Here is a 17,786-nt window from a genome sequence, read left to right as displayed (position 1 = left end):
TCTTTGCGCGAAGAAGATAATGGGGCGCGCAACCAGGCCGCGCGCCCCGCTATGAAGATCAGTCGATGGCGTCTTCGCCGGCCTGCCCTACGGACTGGATGTCTTCGCCGGCACCCTTTACGGTGTTGCAGGCGGTCGCGGTGAGGCCGAGGGCGGCGATTCCGGCGGCGATGGCAAGCTTGCGGATCATGGATCAAGTCCTTTCAAGAAAAAGGCGCTCCATGCGCCTGTGCCGATGTCAACGCTGTTGCTGGGCGAGCGGTTCCTCGGGCGCAGGAACGTCCAGCCGGGCGCGCCGCGCCTTGCGCGCAAGATGGCCCTCACGCACCAGGATGATGGTCCCGGCAAGGATGATCAATGGCGCACCGATCCAGGTATTGGGCACCGGCAGCTCGTCGAACACCTGCCAGCCATACAGCGTGGCCCACAGCAGCGCGGTGTAATCCATCACGATCACCGTCGCCGCCGAACCGAAGCGCAGCGATGTGGTCAGCAGCAGCTGAGCCGCCGCCCCGCTCAGCCCCACGCCGCCCAGCAGCAGCCAGGTCTCGCTCGAATGCGGCTTCGCGACGAAGGGCAGGGCAAGGGCGAGCAGCGGCACGGTCAGCAGGCAGAACCAGAAGACGATGCTGGTCGGGCTTTCGGTCTTGTTCAGATCCTGAATCTGGATCGACGTCAGCGCGACCATGAACGCCCCGCCGAGCCCGACCGCGATTCCCAGCGGGTCGACCGGATTGCCGCCCGGCTGCGCGACGATCAGGATACCGGCAAAACCGATCGCGATCGCGCTCCAGCGATAGCGGCCGATCCGCTCCTTCATCAGCAGCATGGAGAGGATCACCGCCCAGATCGGCGCGGTGAAGTTGATCGTGGTCGCCTCCGCCAGCGGCAGCATGATGACCGCGCCATAGACGAGCGCCATGCCGACGATGCCGTAGGCGCTTCGGATTGCGTGGCTTTTGAAGCGGACCGGTTTGAGCGTGGCGAACCCGACCGTGGCGGCGGCAAAGGCGATCATGGCCAGCAGCGTGACCGCCTGACGCCAGAAGATGATTTCGAGCAGGTGGACGCCATCCTCGCCGACCAGCTTCACCAGCATGGAAAGCGTGGTGAGCGAGAACGCGGCGAGCAGGCGCAGCCCGATCGCGGTCAGTGGGCGGGACTGGGCGACCGATGCATCCATGCGCTGCTGGTAGTGATTGCTGGTGCCGGTTCAAGCGATGATTGGATCATTGCGCTTGGCGCGGTCAGGCCCCACCTGCGCGCGATGACGTGGTGGCACGATCTTCTGTTCATCAGCGACGCAGGGCGGGTCGCTCTGCTTGGCGCGGGGTTCATCGCGCTCGCGCTGGTCGCGCTGGTCGGCGAAAGAGTGCGCACGAAACGCGCGCGGATCGATCGGGTCGGCTGGGTGCCGTGGACCACGATCTTCCTCGCCGCAGCGGTGATCGGAGGCGGCCTGCTGGCAACCGCGATTCCGCCGCTGCTGCAAGGGTAGCTCACGCCGCTGACGCCGCGATCCTTGAATGGATGCAAGCATCTCCGGAATCGCGAGCCGGAGGCGAGGGCCAGCGCGACCGCGCGCCCGCAGATGCCCCGAACCCCGCGAAGAGCGGGGAGAGGGAATAGCATTGAGGATGCACCCGCAGATGCGGGTGCGTAACCCACGAAAACTACAGACATGCCTCCAGATACGCCTGGTCGAAGCCGAACTGGCGGGCTTTCTCCAGCGTATAGGGGCGCAGGCCCGAACTGCGGAATTCGCCCTTGATCTTCCCGTCTTCGCCTTCTTCCAGATATTCGAACTTGAACAGTTCCTGGGTGACGATGACCTCGCCCTCCATCCCGATGACCTCGGTGATGTTGGTCGTGCGGCGGCTGCCGTCGCGCAGGCGTTTGACCTGAACGATCAGGTCGACGGACTCCGCGATCTGGCGGCTGATCGCTTCTTTGGGGATCTTGATGTCGCCCATCAGGATCATGTTTTCCATACGCCCCAGCGCCTCGCGCGGAGAGTTGGCGTGGAGCGTGCACATCGAACCGTCGTGGCCCGTGTTCATCGCGGCGAGCAGGTCGAAGGCTTCCGCGCCACGAATTTCGCCCAGGATGATCCGGTCGGGTCGCATACGCAGCGCGTTCTTGACCAGGTCGCCGATGGTGATCGCGCCTTGCCCCTCCAGGTTTGGCGGGCGGGTTTCGAGCGGCAGCCAGTGCGGCTGCTGCAGGCGAAGTTCGGCGGCGTCTTCGATGGTCAGTACACGCTCGCCCGGGTCGATCATCTTCGACAGGGCGTTGAGCATGGTCGTCTTACCCGAGCCCGTACCGCCGGAGATCACCACGTTCATCCGGCAGGCGCCTGCAACCTTGAGCGCGGTCGCCATCTTGTCGTCCATCGAGCCCCAGTTCTTGAGCATGTCGATGGTGATCGGCTTTTCGGAGAATTTACGAATCGAGATCGCCGTGCCGCGCAGCGACAGCGGCGGCACGATCACGTTGACGCGGCTGCCATCCTTGAGGCGCGCGTCGGCCAGCGGGGTGGTCTGGTCGACCCGGCGGCCGACCTGGTTCACGATCCGTTGCGCGATCTGGAACAGGTGCTGTTCGTCGCGGAACTGGATCGGCGCGATCTGCAGCTTGCCCTTCTTTTCGATGTAGGTCTGGTCCGGGCCGTTGACCATGATGTCGCTGACGTCGGGATCGGTCAGAAGCTCTTCGAGCGGGCCGAAGCCCAGCAGCTCGTCGATCAGCACCTTTTCCAGCGCGAACTGCTCACGCCGGTTGAGCGTGATCTTGAGCTCGGCCAGCACCTCCATGATGATCGGCCGGAATTCCTCGGCCAGCTCGTCCTTGGTCAGGGTGGAGGCGGCTTCGGGGTCGATCCTCTCGAGCAGGCGCGGCAGCACCTGTTCCTTGATCTTGTGGACGCTCGCCTCGAACCCGGTGACCTCTTCGCGCACGTGGACCGCGTTGGAACGCTCGTCCAGGCGGCTCATCGCGCTGGCGTGGCGGTTGGCGGAAGGAGACGGGGCGGGAGAGGGAACTGCGGGCGCATCCTGTCGGGAAGATGCATCGCCGTCATTGGGAACCGGCGGAAACTGCTCGCCGCCTTCGGGGCCGCTTTCCTGCGACGGATTGCCACCCCTCATCGGCTTGGCATTTCCGAAAGCCGGACGGCTGCCGGAACCCATGCCTCCGGGGCCGTTCCTGCGTCCGAAAGCGCTCATTTCATTCCCCCATGCCCGTCCGGGCGGATAATGGCTGCGGGTGCGGCACAAATGGCCAACACCGCGTTCTCGAAATTGGTGAATAGAATGGAAAGCTTAGGAATTTCCTAAATGCCCGATCGCCCGAACCGCCCGCACGCCCGGGCGTGCAGCGGATTGCGCGAGGTCGGGTGCTAAAACGTCCTTAACCAAGCTGGGTTACAGCCCTTGGCATGGACATGCAGTTGCGCGGCGGCGCATATACCGGGCCCCGGGCCCATCCGATCCTGCGCGAACCGGCGTTGGTGCTGATCGCGCTGGTCGCGATCGTGATGCCGATCGTCTCGGCGCTCGCATACCCCACCTATATCCACCACATGCCGACCCTGCCGTGGGAGTTCAGCCGCCTGATCGAGCTGCCTTTCGTGGTCAGCGAAGTCGCGGTGGTGCTGTGGGCCGGGCGTCAGGGCTTCGATCTGACGGCGGCCTGGCGCAACCTGCCGCGCGATATCCGCATCGCGGCTGGCGTGCTGCTGTTCGCGATCGCCACCTCTGCGTTGCTGATTTCGAACAACTTCCCCTATTCGCTGACCCACAGCCTGATCGTGGTGATCCACCTGATCTTCGCGCTGGCGGTCTATCACCTTGTCACCCGTCGCAGCATGCCCGGGCCCGATCGTATCATCCCGCTGATCGCGGCGGGTGCCACGGTTCTGATGGTCTACACCGCCTGGTGGCTGCTCACCGCGCCGCCGCCCGAGACGCAGCTTTATGGCAGGATCGAGTGGCACGCCGCGCTGCCGGGCTTCATCAGCGTGCGCCATTTCGGCGCGTGGTATGCGGGCCTTTCCGCAGTCTTTGCGCTGCGCATCCTGTTTGCCGAGCGGGACGGACGGATCGGGTGGGATCACCTGTTCTACTGCCTGACGGCCGCCGCGCTGGTCTGGTCGGGGACGCGCGCGGGCGTGCTCGCACTCATGGTGGTGGTCGGCATCGCGATGCTCTCGCTGCGCCGCATCCCGCCGGCCCGCACTATTGGTCACGCCGCGATCCTCACGGGATTCGCGCTGTGCCTTGCATGGATCGCGATCCCGCCCGACGACAGCTTCCGTCTATGGAACCTGAACGACGGGCGAATTACCGAGAGCATTGATGCCGGCCGTTTCCTGGCGTGGAAGCTCGGGATCGAGAGGTGGGCCGATTCGCCGCTGTTCGGCTGGGGCACCGGTTCTTTCCTGTGGGAGGTTGATCCCGGCTTTCCCCACACGCAGCCGCACAATGTGATGGTCCAGTTTCTGATCTCATGGGGGATCGTCGGTGCCATCCCGGCCTTCTGGCTGCTGGGGCGGGCGATCCGCGCTGCACATACAAGCGCGCTTGCCCACCGCGAGATGCTGCCGTTTCTCGGCATGGCCTATGCGCTGCTGCTGCAATCGCTGCTGGAAGGGATGCTGCACTATCCGCGTTTCATCGGGGCGATCATCGTGCTGCTCGCCCTGGTAATCGCACGCGCGCACCGGCCCGGCGTCGCCACGACGCACTGACTGCCGCCCCCGCGCGACCCGGCAACCGCCGCGCGCATTGCAAGGCCCGCCAGACACGCTAGAGGGCACCGCAAGCAGAAGCGGGAAGGGCAACTGATCTATGTGCGGCATTATCGGGATCGTCAGCGGTGAATCGGTGGTCGACCGGCTGGTCGATGGCCTCCGGCGCATGGAATATCGCGGCTATGATTCCTCCGGCGTGTGCACGCTGGACGATACCGGCGATGGCACCCGGATGATCCGCCGCCGCGCGCAGGGCAAGCTGGGCAATCTGGTCGAGGTGCTGGCACAGGAGCCTGCACCCGGCACTATCGGTATCGCCCACACACGCTGGGCGACCCACGGCGCGCCGACCGCGGCCAATGCCCACCCGCACGCGGGCAAGGCCGCTGCGCTGGTCCATAACGGCATCATCGAGAATTTCCGCTCGCTGCGCGACGAATTGCAGGCCGATGGCTATTCGGTCGAGAGCGAGACCGACAGCGAAGTCGTCGCCCTGCTGGTCAGCCGCGAGGTGGAGCGCGGGGCCTCGCCCGAAGACGCGATGCGCACCGTGCTGCCGCGCCTGCGCGGCGCGTTTGCGCTGGCGATCCTGTTCCCCGACCACCCCGACCGGATCATCGGCGCGCGGCTCGGCTCGCCGCTGGTGCTCGGCTATGGCGAGGGCGAGATGTTCGTCGGCTCGGATGCGCTGGCACTTGCTCCGCTGACCCAGCGGATCACCTATCTGGAAGAGGGCGACTGGACCGTCGTCACCCGCGAAGGCGCGCAGATCTTCGACAGCGAGGGCAATGAAGTCACCCGCGACATCGTCGCCTCGGGTGCGAGCGCGGCGGCGGTGGAGAAGGGCAATCACCGCCACTTCATGCAGAAGGAGATCTTCGAGCAGCCGACCGTGGTTGCCCAGACGCTCTCCAGCTATGTCCGCCAGGCGGACCAGACCGTGGCACTGCCGCAGATGGATTTCGACCTGTCGAGCATCGAACGCATGACCATCGTCGCCTGCGGTACCTCGTTCTACGCCGGGATGGTGGGCCGTTACTGGATCGAACAGTTCGCGCGGGTGCCGGTCGACATCGATGTCGCCAGCGAGTTCCGCTATCGCGAGCCGCCGCTGGAGAAGGGCGGCCTTGCGCTGTTCATCTCGCAGAGCGGGGAAACCGCCGACACGCTGGCCGCGCTGCGCTATTGCAAGGCGCACGGGCAGACCATCGCCGCGATCGTCAACGTGCCCACCAGCACCATGGCGCGCGAGGCGGACCTGCTGCTGCCGATCCACGCGGGGCCGGAAATCGGCGTCGCCTCGACCAAGGCGTTCACCTGCCAGCTGGCCGTGCTCGCCGCGCTTGCGGCCAAGCTTGCGGTGGTCAAGGGCACGATGGACCGGGCGGAGGAGCAGGAGGTGGTGCGCCACCTGCTGGAAGCGCCCGCCGGCCTCAACGCCGCGCTCGACCATGACGACGATATCGCAGCCATGGCGCACCTGATCGCCCCGGCGCGCGACGTGCTGTATCTGGGCCGCGGCGCGGATTATCCGATGGCGCTGGAAGGCGCGCTGAAGCTGAAGGAAATCAGCTATATCCACGCCGAAGGCTATGCCAGCGGAGAGATGAAGCACGGCCCCATCGCGCTGATCGACGAAGATGTGCCGGTGGTGGTGATCGCTCCCAGCGGGCCGCTGTTCGAAAAGACCGTGTCCAACATGCAGGAAGTGCGCGCCCGCGGCGGCAAGGTCGTCCTGATCTCCGACGCGGAAGGGCTGGAAGAGGCGGGCGAGGGGTGTCTCGCGACGATCGAGATGCCCAAGGTCCACCCGCTGATCGCGCCGCTGATCTATGCCGTGCCGGTCCAGCTGCTGGCCTATCATGTGGCGCTGGTGAAGGGCACCGATGTCGACCAGCCGCGCAACCTCGCAAAATCCGTGACGGTCGAGTAGTTTATACGCTCACCGCAAAGCCTTGTGAAAAGCTGGAATAAAGATCTTTCGTTTTAACAGAGATCTTTCGTTTCTAAGGTTCTTTCCTTTTCACTGAGGAACAGTGGCCTTTCCATTCTCCAAACAGACGGGGCGTAGTGGCGGATTTCCGCTGTTGCGCCCCTTCTGTCGTTTTTCGATCATACGCATACCTCTCAGAAGGAGAGATTATTGTTCCGCGGTTTTCGACCGCACTCCACCGTTTCGCGATCGAAAAAGAAAGCTTTCTAGCAGCACCAACGAAAACGCCGCAGATTTCAAATGGAAAATGTCTTTCCAAAAATCTCGAACAAAGTCGGTAACAGAGATCTTTCCAAATTCAGCCAGGTTGGAAGAGGCGGCGGAATATAATTCTTTCCCTTTTTTCAGGCGCAATTGCGATGGATGCCAAGGTCGGTCCTCATTCAGGCCGAGCGGCGAGAGCAATCCGCTCCGGACCGGGCCTCCAGAACCTCCTCCACGACTTCGATCGAACCGACGCCTGCGCGCCGCATGATCTCCCACGGACGCGCCGCCGGGTCCGCGGCTGCCGCGAGCAGTATGCGACGCCATCGAAATATGGCGGTCGTCTCGACTGAGGCCTCGATCAGACGGATCGAGCGCGGTAGCTTCGCGCGCCTCTTGCGCAACCAACCGGGACGCGAGACTCGCCTCTCCAGCTCTGCGAAGGTCAAGCGCCGCGCTGGTCGTTCGGTCAGGACGATGTCCACGGCATGACGGACGCGAACCGTCAGCTCGCGATCGAGCGACACCCAGTCCACCCTCGGCTTCCCCGGTCGGCTGCTTCCAGCACACTTCTTCGATCCTTTGCGGGTCACGGGCGCTGCCGCCTCGGGTCTGCCAGATGCCTTAGTAGTCCAGTCGAAATCCAGACCGAGACCCTCGGCCAACCGCACGAGGGTCTTTGGGTCGAGCCCGATCTGCTTCGCCAGACCCCGCAGACTTGCGTCAGGTCGCACGTTCGTCCGCAGGAACTCATCGAACAGCGGACCGCCGCGTCGGAACCGCGGCGGGCCGAGTTGCCCGGACTGGGAGATGCCGCGCGTGTAGACGTATCCACAGTCGCAACTGAAGACGCCGACGATCGCGCCCTTGTTGCGATAGGCTTCTACGGCGCGAATGACGGGTTCGCCGCCATGGTCTGCAAGAGGATTGCGGCAGCGCCATGGCCCCGGGCCGAACTCCGCACGAGGGTCACGGGACCGTGCGACACGAGGCTTCCCGTTCCGTTCTTCGATGAAGATGGCGAAAAGCGTGTGCAAGAGCGGATGCACGGCCTTGCGCGGCCGCCTGCTCATCGCCTCGGGCCAGCCCCCTTGCCCGACCGACCGGACGCGAGCTGGAAGGAAGCGCAGGATCGGCTCATACATATTCCCGATAGCCTCGCTTAGCGCCAGCTGATCGACTTTCCGTGCGGAGCGCATCAGTCCCAGCTGCTCCAGACCCGCACGGTAGTCGGGCACTGGTCGGACCGGGTCGGCGCGCAGAAGTCGTGCCTGCTCCCTCGCAATACGAAAGAGGATCGGCCTGCCCTCGGCGGCATTGGCTCGTTCGCCCAGAATCGGGCGGAACTGCTCCAACGCCGGAAGGACGAAGTCGTGCCGACTGCCCAGCGGCAGGGGACCGGCATACTCATGCAGCCCCGTGCCATGTTGGTGGCATACCAATGAGCCAGGAAGCTGGTGCGAGCGAAGCAACGTGAATTCGTCCAATGTCTCGATCTGTTCCTTCGCGCATACAGGACAGACACGCGGCCGTTCCACTGGACGGATCGACCAGGCGCTGAGACCGAGCCTGTGGCGAACACTTGCCGCATCCCCGACGAGCAGACCCTGCAGAGCGAGTTCATATTCTTCCTTGGTCGTGAAGGCGCCGTAGTAGGGTAGAAGCGAATGGTCCTGTGCGAGGATCCTTCCATCAAAGCCCTCGATGCCGATAAAGCGCGAGAGGTCGTCCAGCGCACAAGGCATGTCGAAGGACGCGATGGCCGATCGGCGTCCATACAGAGCACGCATATGGACAGTCGCGGACGTGACCCCCGAGTGACGACGGTGACGGGCAAGGAGCGCGTAGAGCAGCTCGTCATCGAGAACCTGAGGGAAGTAGCCGATCATTCGTTCAGTATCTCATCGGGCGTCTTCACGATGCCGGCCCTCTTCAACGCCGCCACGGGGTCGGCCTGTCCCTCGGCGAGAGCCACGAGACCGTCCGCTGGCGGTTTGCCGGAAGGGTTCTTCTTCCTGCTCGATCGTCTCGTGGACGGCTGCTTGGCAGCGAGCTGATCGCGCACGAAATCGGTGATGCCAAAGAAGTCGTCCGCTTCGTGCGAACGCAGAGCCTTGGCGATTGCGCGGTCCACGTCCTGTTCGGAATGCCCTCGCGCAATCAGATTGGCTCGTATAGCCGCATAGGGAGCCTTGCGCGCATCCTGCTCGGCCTCGCTGGTGAGACGTCTGAGTTCACGCAGGTGCTTCAGCTCATCCAGACCCATCTTCGTCGCATCGGACAGGACGCGATCCACATGCTGCTGGAGCGGAACGAGATCGGGGATCTCGCGCAGGACCTCCTCGCGTCCATCACGCAGCGCACGTATCATCGGTTCGATGCATCCGAACTCGTCGGCCGCAACCTTGCGCAGCAGTTCAGGAGTGATCGTCTCCGGTTCACCCCTGATCTCACCGAGTTCGATTGCCCTCAGCTGGGCGAGGACGAAGAGCTTGATCGCGACGTCGAGGATGCCCTGCGACTCATCGTAGACCGTTGTTGAGATGTCCTGGGTGAGAGGGGTCTCGATCGCGGTCCATTGATAGCGCCAGACCTCCTCTAGCCAATCCGCCCATTCGTCATCCTCGCGCATGCGATGCCAGTTCGGCTGGCCGAGACCGGCAGCGCGTCGAGCCTGGCGAAAGGCCTTCCCGAGCAAGGGACGGGCCTCGTTCGTCCCGATGAGCATCACAGGGACACCCAAGGTGTTCTGGATGGTGACGAGAAAGTTCAGCAGGGGCTTCGATCCTTCCTTCACGGTAAGGAGATGCTGGATCTCGTCCACGACCAGCAGGCCGACGGCGTGGAGGGTCATCAGATGCGACAGCTGGAGCATGAGATACTCGACGGGAAGACGCGGATTGCCGAGATCCTTGACGTAGGTGGTCCCGAGAATCTCGTCCAGCGCCGTGACCGCGTTCAGACAGAACTGACGCCGTCCACTGCTGGTCGGGCAATCCACTCGCAGATGCACGACCTGGACGACATGGTAGGCGGTCTGCGGCAGGACCTTCTGCGGAATGGCCGCGAGTGCGTTCGAGGTCGACACGGTCTTTCCCTGCCCGGGGTCACCCACCAAAGCGAAACTCACTGGCACGCCGCCTATCGGGACCACCGGTTCGGCCTCTTCGCCTGACCTATATTCCTCACGAGGTCCAAAACGCTCTATGGCTCTCGCGCTCGCGAGGAATGCCGCCTTGTGGAGTCCCTTGGAAGGATCACGCGACTTGTAGCCCTGCCGGATTATCATGTTGATCCGCTCGACAAGCTGCACCTGCCGCGCGATCGGAACCATGAGATCGAAGATTCGCAACACGCAGTAGCGCCTCTGGCCATGCGGAAGACCGCGTTCCGATGGGTCGAACTCGGGTCGCTTGTCGAGTATGCCGACACGTTCCTCCAGTTCGGGCGGCAGGCCGAGGGCCCGCGTGAAGGGATTGTGCCAGCATTCAGGAAGCCATCCGGGCGGAACGGCATCCGCACCCGCGGTAGAATCGTCCGTATTCTTAGTCCCGGTCATCGTTCTGCTCCCTTCTCGGTATCGCGCTTCAGGATGTCGCGCATGCTCGGCGTCGAGTATCGGTCTGGCTTCTTCACGGCTCCGATGTCGACGACCGTTGCCGAACCGCTCTCCTCATCGCCATTCTCGGGCTCGCCGATGATCGCCGCACGATATTCTGCCGCGTCCTGTGCGCGGTCGCTTTCGAGTTCCTTCCCCTTGGCATCGCGCAGCCCCTTCACCTGGGAGGCCAGTGAGGCCTGGGGACCCGCTTCGCGCATCTTCGTGCGCGCAGCGTCGACGATGGCGTCCATGTCGCCTTCCGCCGAGGCCCGGGCCATGGTCTGCTCGTCGCGCCGATCGGCGGAGATCTCGCGGTCGCACGCGATCTGGAGTGCGACTTCCCAGCCGTTCATGCCGGCACGCCTGCTCGCAGGGCTAAGTCGCGCAACGATGAACCCCTTCGGCTCAGACGGGTCATGGACGTAGATCTCGTCGCAGGAACGCTTGTCGTAGCTGATCGTGAGCGTGCGGGCGCCACCTTTCACGAACCAGCCTTCGCGAATTCCCTTTTCGCAGGTGTAGAAGTTCCCGTGATGATAGATGCCTTCCCGCCTCGTCCTCGCCTCGGCGCGAGGGAGCAGCTTGAACCGCAGCACGTCCTCGGGCACCGAACGCGGTCTCCCGCCGACATTGGCGATGCCCCAGTTCCACATCTCGCGCGGCACGGCGGGAACGCCATCGGCCGTCATCTCAGGCAGCTTGGGGTAGCTGACGATCTCGTGATAGTTGTTGTGGTAGAGAACCAGGCCGATCATTATCCGGGTGATGTCGTCGACATCGAGAACGGCATCAAGTCGGTAGTCCCTGGCACCACGTTCCCGGAAATCGCTCTGGACATAACCATCGACGTAGGGACCGAACGGCTTCTGCAGGATGCGGAATCGCGATTCCACGATGCCCTTCCAGTCAGCCCTGTAGGCGGCGGCGTTCTCGATCGTGACATACTGCGCCAGACCATCGATTTTAGCGGATTCAATCTCACCGCGGTCACCCTCGAGGATGGCGCACATATGGGAACTGGGCCATTCGCTGCGCTCGATCTCGATCCCGTAACGCGAACAGAAGGCGACCTTGTCCGACATCGCGTTGGCCAGGGCCATCATCGCCGCCTGCCACGAGGGCGGATCGAAACTGATCGAGAAACCGACGATCATCCTGCTGAAGACATCGATCACCACGTAGAGCGTGGGACGACCGATCAGGCGCCGCCGGTCCCTGCGGGAGCGGACATACACGTCGAGGACGGTGGCATCGATCTGGTAGCGCGCTCCGGGGCCCCACGCTTCACGGGTCGAATCGGAGAGCAGGGGACGCGACGTGAGGGCCCAAAGGCGTTCGCCCATCCGACGGCGCTCGCTCGCCAGTCTGCCGCGTTCCTTCCGCACATGGTAGCAGAACTGCTCGTAGCGCGGCAGGCCGCGCTTCTCGTATTCGGCAGTAGGCACTCGGGTGGTTCGACCGGCACGCACTTCCTCGGCGACCTCGCTGAAGAACATCCGCATGCACAGGTGATAGGCTCCCAAGAGATCGAGCCCCTCGTTGCGCTCGTATGCATCAGCGGCGATGAGGAAGAGCCGCTTGATGTCCTTCGTGATGTTGCAGCCGGACTTGGTCCCGTGCTTGACGGGACGCCCCATCTTCGGTCCGTCCGCCTTTCCCGGCCTTGGCTGTCCGGCATTGCCGATTGCGTCCCAGCCCGGCAGCAGCGCGTTGGCGACCATGCCGCCGTGAAACGCCCGCAAGAGGTGCTTCCGGATGGTGATCTTCGTGGTGTCATGCAGTTCCGCGGCGGAATTGATCAGTTTCGCGCGAAGCATCTTCACGAAGACGTCCGGTTTGCGATCGATGATGGGCTTGATCATCTCCCAGTCCGCATCGCGCTTGGCGCGGTGGTTCTCGGGTATGTCGGTGTCCGATGGATAGATGGGCGCGAAGCCCTCGACGATGCGCCAGCGACCGGCATCCATGAGTTCGAGCGCCTCGTCCCGGTGACATACGACCGGATAGGATCCCGGATCTGCAGCGTCGACATAGACGAACTCGCCGGTTCCATGATCCGACCAGATTATCTTCAGGCGTCCCTGCACAACAGGTTCGGGAGGGTGCCGTCCATCTTCATCGACCAGATCCATGCCGCCGAGGATCTCGATGAGGTCATGCTGCAAGAACATCGCTTGCCTCCCTCCTATCGAGCTGTTCGACGGGGCCGAAGACATCCAGTCGTCCATCGCCGATGAAGATCAGCGACCGGATGGCGAGGAGGTGCTTGGCGAGGGCTAGCGCGTCCCCGGCTTCCCAGCCGCAACGTTCCTCCACGCGCCTGAGGACGTCGAGAAGACGCTCGCGGGGGGCGGCGGCGAAAATCTCAAGCATGAGATCCTGAGCGCGCCCGTCCCAGCCCTCGACGCCTTCCAGCAGGTCGAGCGAAGCCCACTCAGCCGTCTGCTGGAGGTGGAGGCGTTCATCGTGGCTCACCGCATCGTCGACGACAAGGTGCCACTCATGCCCCCGTTCCAGCCAATAGGACCTCTCGATATCGAGCTTCTCGCAAACCCGCCTTTTGGCCAGTTCATCACCGCTCTTCACGGCGATGGCGATCCGACGCGGACCGGGAAGATCGATGACAAAATCGGTCGACATGACCGCCACGACACCCTTTACGCAGGGGTGCCTGGTTCCGTGCAACTCCGCGATACGCAGGGTGTCGGCGCGCGGCAGCGGGAACTGCTCCCTGATGTCGACGACCAAGTCGGATGCGTCGAACTTGAGGAAGATGTCCTCCTCGATATCCGACAGCAGCTGGACGATGCGCCGGACCTTCTGACTGTAGCGCCGGTGAACACGCCCGTTCGACGAGAAGTCGTGGATGCGGATCCATGGTTGATAGTCGGGACCGATCCCTTCGCCGCGCCCCTCCTTCTGGAGCTTGGCGATCCGGGTCTCCGTCAATTCATATCGTCTCTTCGCCATACGTGACGACTCCTTCGTCCGGACCAGACCGCGAGGCCGGGCCCGCTCCCGCCATTCGCGGTCGCAGGGGGAATTGAAGAGCCGACATCCGATGATAGCCAAGAGGACTCTTGACGGCGATTCGGGGTTGTGCGATTCATCGAGATGACGGCTCGATGGTTCGTTCGGTTCCTACCGGAGCGCTATCCGAGCATTATGGTCTTCCTTCTTTTAGTTGGGTTGGTGGCCACGTCATTCCAGGGGCCGTCCGTGGCTGCGGACGGTCCCTTTTCATTGAACTTCCATTTCCTGCCCACATGAAGGACGTCATCGTCCTCCTCCATGCGCTTGAGCACGGGCGATACACTCGTCCGGGGGATGTCGACCCCGAAAGCGTCGGACATCCGCGCAGTCATCTCGCGGACGCTGATGGGCCCACCTTCCGCCCTGAGGACGGAGCCCAGCATTTCCCGGATCGTCCCACGCTGAGGCTGAGCCACGTCCAGATAATCCGAGCCAGACGCGAAAAGCCGAAGCAATGCCGTGTGGGTTTCCAATGCCGCTTCGAGCCGTTCAACGCGAGCGCGGGCAGCGGCCAGATCGCTTTCGATGCGATCCGCGGCTGCACGCACGGCATCTTCGCGCAGGTTCAGCGATCTGTTTCCATCCTGAGGCGAATCGGGTTCGTTCATCAACCCAGTGTTCGTCAAGTCGACAGCGAGAGTCAACACTGCGAATACATAGTATACTGTTCGGATACATCCACTGCTCGGGGCAGCACTCGCGCTAACCCGAATGGAAGCCGGAAATGCTGCGCCTATTATGTATACATCGTATGCGCGGCCGTTGTGAGGGCTGCGCAGCGTCCAGGCCATCTCCTCTTGAGTGGGTGGCGACACGCGGCGGACGATGTCATTCGCGGTCATCGTCGGCCTCGTCGCAGAAGGCGAGCTTCATGAAGTGCTCGGTAAGGGCTCGCGTCCCGTCCTTCGAGACCATCTCATTCCACGCGTCCCAGCGATCAATGCGCTCGAGGAGCCACAGGTAGAAACGGTCACGGGCATATCGGTCACCATCCGGCCACGACATCGACCACAGCGTGCTGCGGATCGGGATCTCCTGAGTGATGCGGAGACCGATCAGCTTCACGACAGGCATGCCGTCGATGGTATCCGTCGCGAAGCGGTGAGCCATGCGGGCGGCCACACGCTCGCGCCGCTCCACCTCCTGTGCGGCACTCAATCGCTCGGATCGATCGGCCACGGTCCGGTTGGCTACGATCCATTCCAGTCCGACCGCTTCTCCGGCGTTTTCGTGCGTCCGGGTAGCGATGAGCATCAGGAGGACCGCCCGGCCCTCCGCCGTGGGTCTGCCATCGGTCTCGCTCACCAGACCGGCCGCGAGCAGATAGACGCGGAAGAACTGGTCGAGGTGGCCGTCACCCAGGAAGATGTCCCGGATACGCTCCCCCGGCGCCACGAAACGACCATCGGCGATGGCGAGATAGCTCGCCATGAACTCCATGATCCCATGCATCCAGCCGGAGTGGATGGAGGGCAGGCCCAGGCGGTCGATCCAGAAGGCCTCGCGCACCGATCCCCATTCCCGGCCTTCATCGTCGACCAGCGGAGGCTGTCCGGGGATGTCGGAAGTCGAAACCATCCAGTATCCCCACGGCAGATCGGGATGCCGATCGTCGCCGTAGCGCTCCGTCCGGGTTCCAAAAGGATAGGACGAGCCGACCATCATTCCCCTCCGTGCTCGGAGGGAAACGGAAGACCCAGCGGCTCATCGATAATCGTTTTCTCTCCCGGCTCGGCGCCGGCCAACGATTTCAGCCTGCGAGCCAGTTCGAGGCAGTTCGCGTAGACGTAGGCCTGATCGCGATAGACATCACCCTTGCGACCCTCGCCGTATCGACCGTTGGGAACGAGGTCACCCGGATGGTCGGTGTCGAAACCCAGCCACCACAGGTCCTCATGGAATTCGTCATCGGTGGTCTGCACCGTGCGATAGTCCTGGACCGTCCTGACCAACGTCGTGTGGCACACGGTGTAGCGCTCCTTGCGCGGCTCACCCCATGCTACGCGAGCGAACCGGTTTACCTCGCAGACCTTGCCATAGGTGACGCCGCCATGGACCACGTTGGAGACGCCGAGAGGAACCGCATCCGCCTCGAACCCGAAAAGCGGATGCTGCGGACCGACCCCCACATAGCCGGAGATCGTCCCGTTCTTCTGGCGGAGCATGATACAGCCGAACCCCGTTGCCTCGTCGACCCATGCCACCTTATCGGCCTCATTGTTCCAGGGACCATCGCCCGATGGCCGGCGATCGGGATTGTGATACACCTGCAGTGCGGTGATGCTGGTGCCGGCCACCGCGTAAGGAACCGGTGCGGAGTTTACCAAGCCGTCCGGTAGCGTCGCTTTGGCCACCTGCTTGCCGGCAGCCTTTCGCTGGTTTGGCTTCCTAGCCATGTTCGGTTCTCCTGAGCTGAGTTCTAGGGGCATTGTTTAGTCCGCACTATCGAGGCGATAGCGGCTGTATGCGTCTCGGCGCGTCAGCCTTGGGCCGAGGGCTCGGGCGTTCTTTCCTCTCGCGTAGACCTCGCTGGCCAACCACGCCTGTTCCTCGAGAAGGCGGAAATCCATGACCTCCCGCCACCAGACCTGCGTCTTCGGATCCCAGCGGTAGCCACGCATCCGCAGAGCATCCTTGGTTGAGAAGGCCGAGCCGACCGCTTCGATAACGAAGCTGTCGCACGAAGAGCTGCCATCGAGCTCGTAGAGCAGCGGCCGTCCATCGGTCCGCTCATGGCGCAGGAGCTGGATGAGCGCATCGACATCCCCCTGCGCTCGGTGCGCATCATAGAACCATCCTGCCTGCGCGCAGAGCCAGCCGAGCGACCTGCCTTCAAAGCCAGCGGCGGCCCAGTCGATCTCCACGCAGGAGCAAGCCCACTGCTTGATCGGCAGGTCAGTAAGGCGCTTCTCCACCATGGGACGATCGAACGCGGCGTTGTGGGCGATGACGACATCGGCGGACGATATGATATCGGTCGCGATCCGGTCGTCTATTCGCCGTCCAATGAGGTCCTGATCCGTGATGCCGGTGATCCGGATCACATCTTCGGGCAGCGGAACGCCGGGATCCTCGCGCCAGCACCAAGCCCGGCCGATCTCGGTGATGTTCCCGCCGGGATCATACCTGAAACGTCGCACTGCCAGTTCGATGACCCTGTCGCTTTCGGGATCGAGCCCGGTGGTCTCCACATCCAGAACGGCCGCGACACGTTGGGGATCGTCCGGATCCCCGAAGCCTGTTTCACCTACATGAAGATCGACACGGCGGAGCTGCCGGATGTCGGACTGCGCCGGTTCAGCCACGTCCGCTCTCCAAGGATGCCGAATGGTCGAATAGCAATCGATCGATCACTGATGGATCCGCATCGAGGCCGAGACCCAGGCCGTGAAGGAGGATCGCTTTCGAGCAGGCGCTGCGCTCCATGCAGGCTTCGATCGGCGCGCGGCCTTCGAAGAGCTCGAGCGGCGAGACCATCCAGCCGACGGGATCCTCTGCCAAGCCATCCCGCTGCATTCGGGCGCCGGTCTCTGCAGCCACGCATGCGATCCGGACGAGCGCGACGCGGTGAACAGCCAACATGCCTCCACTCCTGTCCTCGAGAGGATCGAGCGCCCAGTCCACCGGGGCCTGCTCGAAATAAGGGTCGATTTCGAATTCGGCGGTATCGCTCATCGCACCGCTCCCCACATTCCGCGCCGGACCTACCAGCGCCTCGTGACCCAGCACATAGCATGAACAGAAAATACTTCAATAGGTAATGAATTATTGAATTAACTTGTCGGTAGGGATCGCTGACGCTATCTGCAGGAGAATGGAAAAGATGGACGCCATCGCGAAACTCAGTGCCTTGGCCCAGCCAACCCGGCTGGAGATATTCCTGGCCATAGCGCGAGCGGCGAACGGCATCACGTCCAGCGAGGTTGCTGAACAGACCGACACGATGCCCAACAACACCTCTGTGCACCTGTCGGTGCTGCGGAACGCGGGGCTGGTCTCTTCGACGAAAGAAGGGCGCTTAGTCACCTACAGAGCAGAGCGAGGAGCCGTGCAGAGGCTGGCGACCTTCCTGTCCGAAGCAGCCAAGTAGCTTCCTGTGGACGTTCTTAGGCCGCTAGCGACCATTCCGGTTTTGCGCGGGAATTCCTGAAAGACCGGACATTGCGTGCACGCACCAGACGTAGCGCGGCGGCCTTTCTCGGAAC

16 protein-coding genes are annotated in these 17,786 nt (G+C 63.2%); 4 read left to right on the top strand and 12 right to left on the bottom strand.

Annotated elements, in window-relative coordinates:
- Nucleotides 1-58: 58 nt before the first annotated feature.
- Nucleotides 59-190 (bottom strand): entericidin A/B family lipoprotein, encoded by a 132-nt coding sequence (locus KYN89_RS04685; RefSeq protein WP_010238604.1) that lies wholly within the window; start codon nt 188-190, stop codon nt 59-61.
- Between the two features lie 48 nt (nt 191-238).
- A complete protein-coding gene (locus tag KYN89_RS04680) occupies nt 239-1,183 on the bottom strand; it encodes a DMT family transporter (RefSeq protein ID WP_222824006.1) in 945 nt (314 codons plus the stop codon).
- A gap of 84 nt (nt 1,184-1,267) precedes the next feature.
- Between KYN89_RS04680 and KYN89_RS04675 the strand changes: the two genes are divergently transcribed.
- The gene (locus tag KYN89_RS04675; protein ID WP_040379084.1) at nt 1,268-1,498 is read left to right on the top strand and encodes a hypothetical protein; all 231 of its coding nucleotides are present in this window, start codon (nt 1,268-1,270) and stop codon (nt 1,496-1,498) included.
- A 175-nt stretch (nt 1,499-1,673) separates the two neighbouring features.
- Here KYN89_RS04675 and KYN89_RS04670 read toward each other — a convergent pair whose 3' ends face one another.
- Nucleotides 1,674-3,188: a TadA family conjugal transfer-associated ATPase gene (locus tag KYN89_RS04670; protein WP_010238598.1), complete on the bottom strand. Its 1,515-nt coding sequence runs from the start codon at nt 3,186-3,188 to the stop codon at nt 1,674-1,676.
- A 248-nt stretch (nt 3,189-3,436) separates the two neighbouring features.
- Here KYN89_RS04670 and KYN89_RS04665 point away from each other — a divergent pair, with 248 nt between their 5' ends.
- Together KYN89_RS04665 and glmS are read left to right on the top strand one after the other, a co-directional pair.
- Nucleotides 3,437-4,747, top strand: coding sequence for an O-antigen ligase family protein (locus tag KYN89_RS04665; RefSeq protein ID WP_222824005.1), 1,311 nt, complete (start codon nt 3,437-3,439; stop codon nt 4,745-4,747).
- A gap of 100 nt (nt 4,748-4,847) precedes the next feature.
- Nucleotides 4,848-6,683: a glutamine--fructose-6-phosphate transaminase (isomerizing) gene (gene glmS, locus KYN89_RS04660; protein ID WP_222824004.1), complete on the top strand. Its 1,836-nt coding sequence runs from the start codon at nt 4,848-4,850 to the stop codon at nt 6,681-6,683.
- A gap of 443 nt (nt 6,684-7,126) precedes the next feature.
- Here glmS and KYN89_RS04655 read toward each other — a convergent pair whose 3' ends face one another.
- From KYN89_RS04655 to KYN89_RS04615, 9 genes are all read right to left on the bottom strand, one after another.
- The gene (locus KYN89_RS04655; protein WP_222824003.1) at nt 7,127-8,836 is read right to left on the bottom strand and encodes a TnsD family Tn7-like transposition protein; all 1,710 of its coding nucleotides are present in this window, start codon (nt 8,834-8,836) and stop codon (nt 7,127-7,129) included.
- On the bottom strand, nt 8,833-10,506 hold the full coding sequence (locus KYN89_RS04650; protein ID WP_222824002.1) for an ATP-binding protein: 1,674 nt from the start codon (nt 10,504-10,506) through the stop codon (nt 8,833-8,835). Before KYN89_RS04650 ends, KYN89_RS04655 begins: the two co-directional genes overlap by 4 nt.
- On the bottom strand, nt 10,503-12,713 hold the full coding sequence (locus tag KYN89_RS04645; RefSeq protein WP_222824001.1) for a Mu transposase C-terminal domain-containing protein: 2,211 nt from the start codon (nt 12,711-12,713) through the stop codon (nt 10,503-10,505). The genes KYN89_RS04650 and KYN89_RS04645 overlap by 4 nt, the downstream gene beginning before the upstream one ends.
- The gene (locus KYN89_RS04640) at nt 12,703-13,518 is read right to left on the bottom strand and encodes a TnsA endonuclease N-terminal domain-containing protein (RefSeq protein WP_222824000.1); all 816 of its coding nucleotides are present in this window, start codon (nt 13,516-13,518) and stop codon (nt 12,703-12,705) included. Before KYN89_RS04640 ends, KYN89_RS04645 begins: the two co-directional genes overlap by 11 nt.
- 182 nt (nt 13,519-13,700) lie before the next feature.
- Nucleotides 13,701-14,189, bottom strand: a complete 489-nt coding sequence (locus KYN89_RS04635; protein WP_222823999.1) for a hypothetical protein — start codon at nt 14,187-14,189, stop codon at nt 13,701-13,703.
- 220 nt (nt 14,190-14,409) lie between these two features.
- Nucleotides 14,410-15,243: a hypothetical protein gene (locus KYN89_RS04630; protein WP_222823998.1), complete on the bottom strand. Its 834-nt coding sequence runs from the start codon at nt 15,241-15,243 to the stop codon at nt 14,410-14,412.
- Nucleotides 15,243-15,977: a hypothetical protein gene (locus tag KYN89_RS04625; RefSeq protein WP_222823997.1), complete on the bottom strand. Its 735-nt coding sequence runs from the start codon at nt 15,975-15,977 to the stop codon at nt 15,243-15,245. The genes KYN89_RS04630 and KYN89_RS04625 overlap by 1 nt, the downstream gene beginning before the upstream one ends.
- 36 nt (nt 15,978-16,013) lie before the next feature.
- Nucleotides 16,014-16,886: a 3'-5' exonuclease gene (locus tag KYN89_RS04620; RefSeq protein WP_346727190.1), complete on the bottom strand. Its 873-nt coding sequence runs from the start codon at nt 16,884-16,886 to the stop codon at nt 16,014-16,016.
- A complete protein-coding gene (locus tag KYN89_RS04615) occupies nt 16,879-17,256 on the bottom strand; it encodes a hypothetical protein (protein ID WP_222823996.1) in 378 nt (125 codons plus the stop codon). Before KYN89_RS04615 ends, KYN89_RS04620 begins: the two co-directional genes overlap by 8 nt.
- Nucleotides 17,257-17,395: 139 nt before the next feature.
- Between KYN89_RS04615 and KYN89_RS04610 the strand changes: the two genes are divergently transcribed.
- Entirely contained in the window at nt 17,396-17,671 is a 276-nt protein-coding gene (locus KYN89_RS04610; protein ID WP_222823995.1) for an ArsR/SmtB family transcription factor, read from the top strand.
- The last annotated feature ends 115 nt before the right edge of the window (nt 17,672-17,786 follow it).

Source organism: Alteriqipengyuania abyssalis, from assembly GCF_019857185.1.
Classification (GTDB): domain Bacteria; phylum Pseudomonadota; class Alphaproteobacteria; order Sphingomonadales; family Sphingomonadaceae; genus Alteriqipengyuania; species Alteriqipengyuania abyssalis.
The sequence above is the reverse complement of the archived record's forward strand: the minus strand, read 5'-3'. Positions and strand labels throughout refer to the sequence as shown.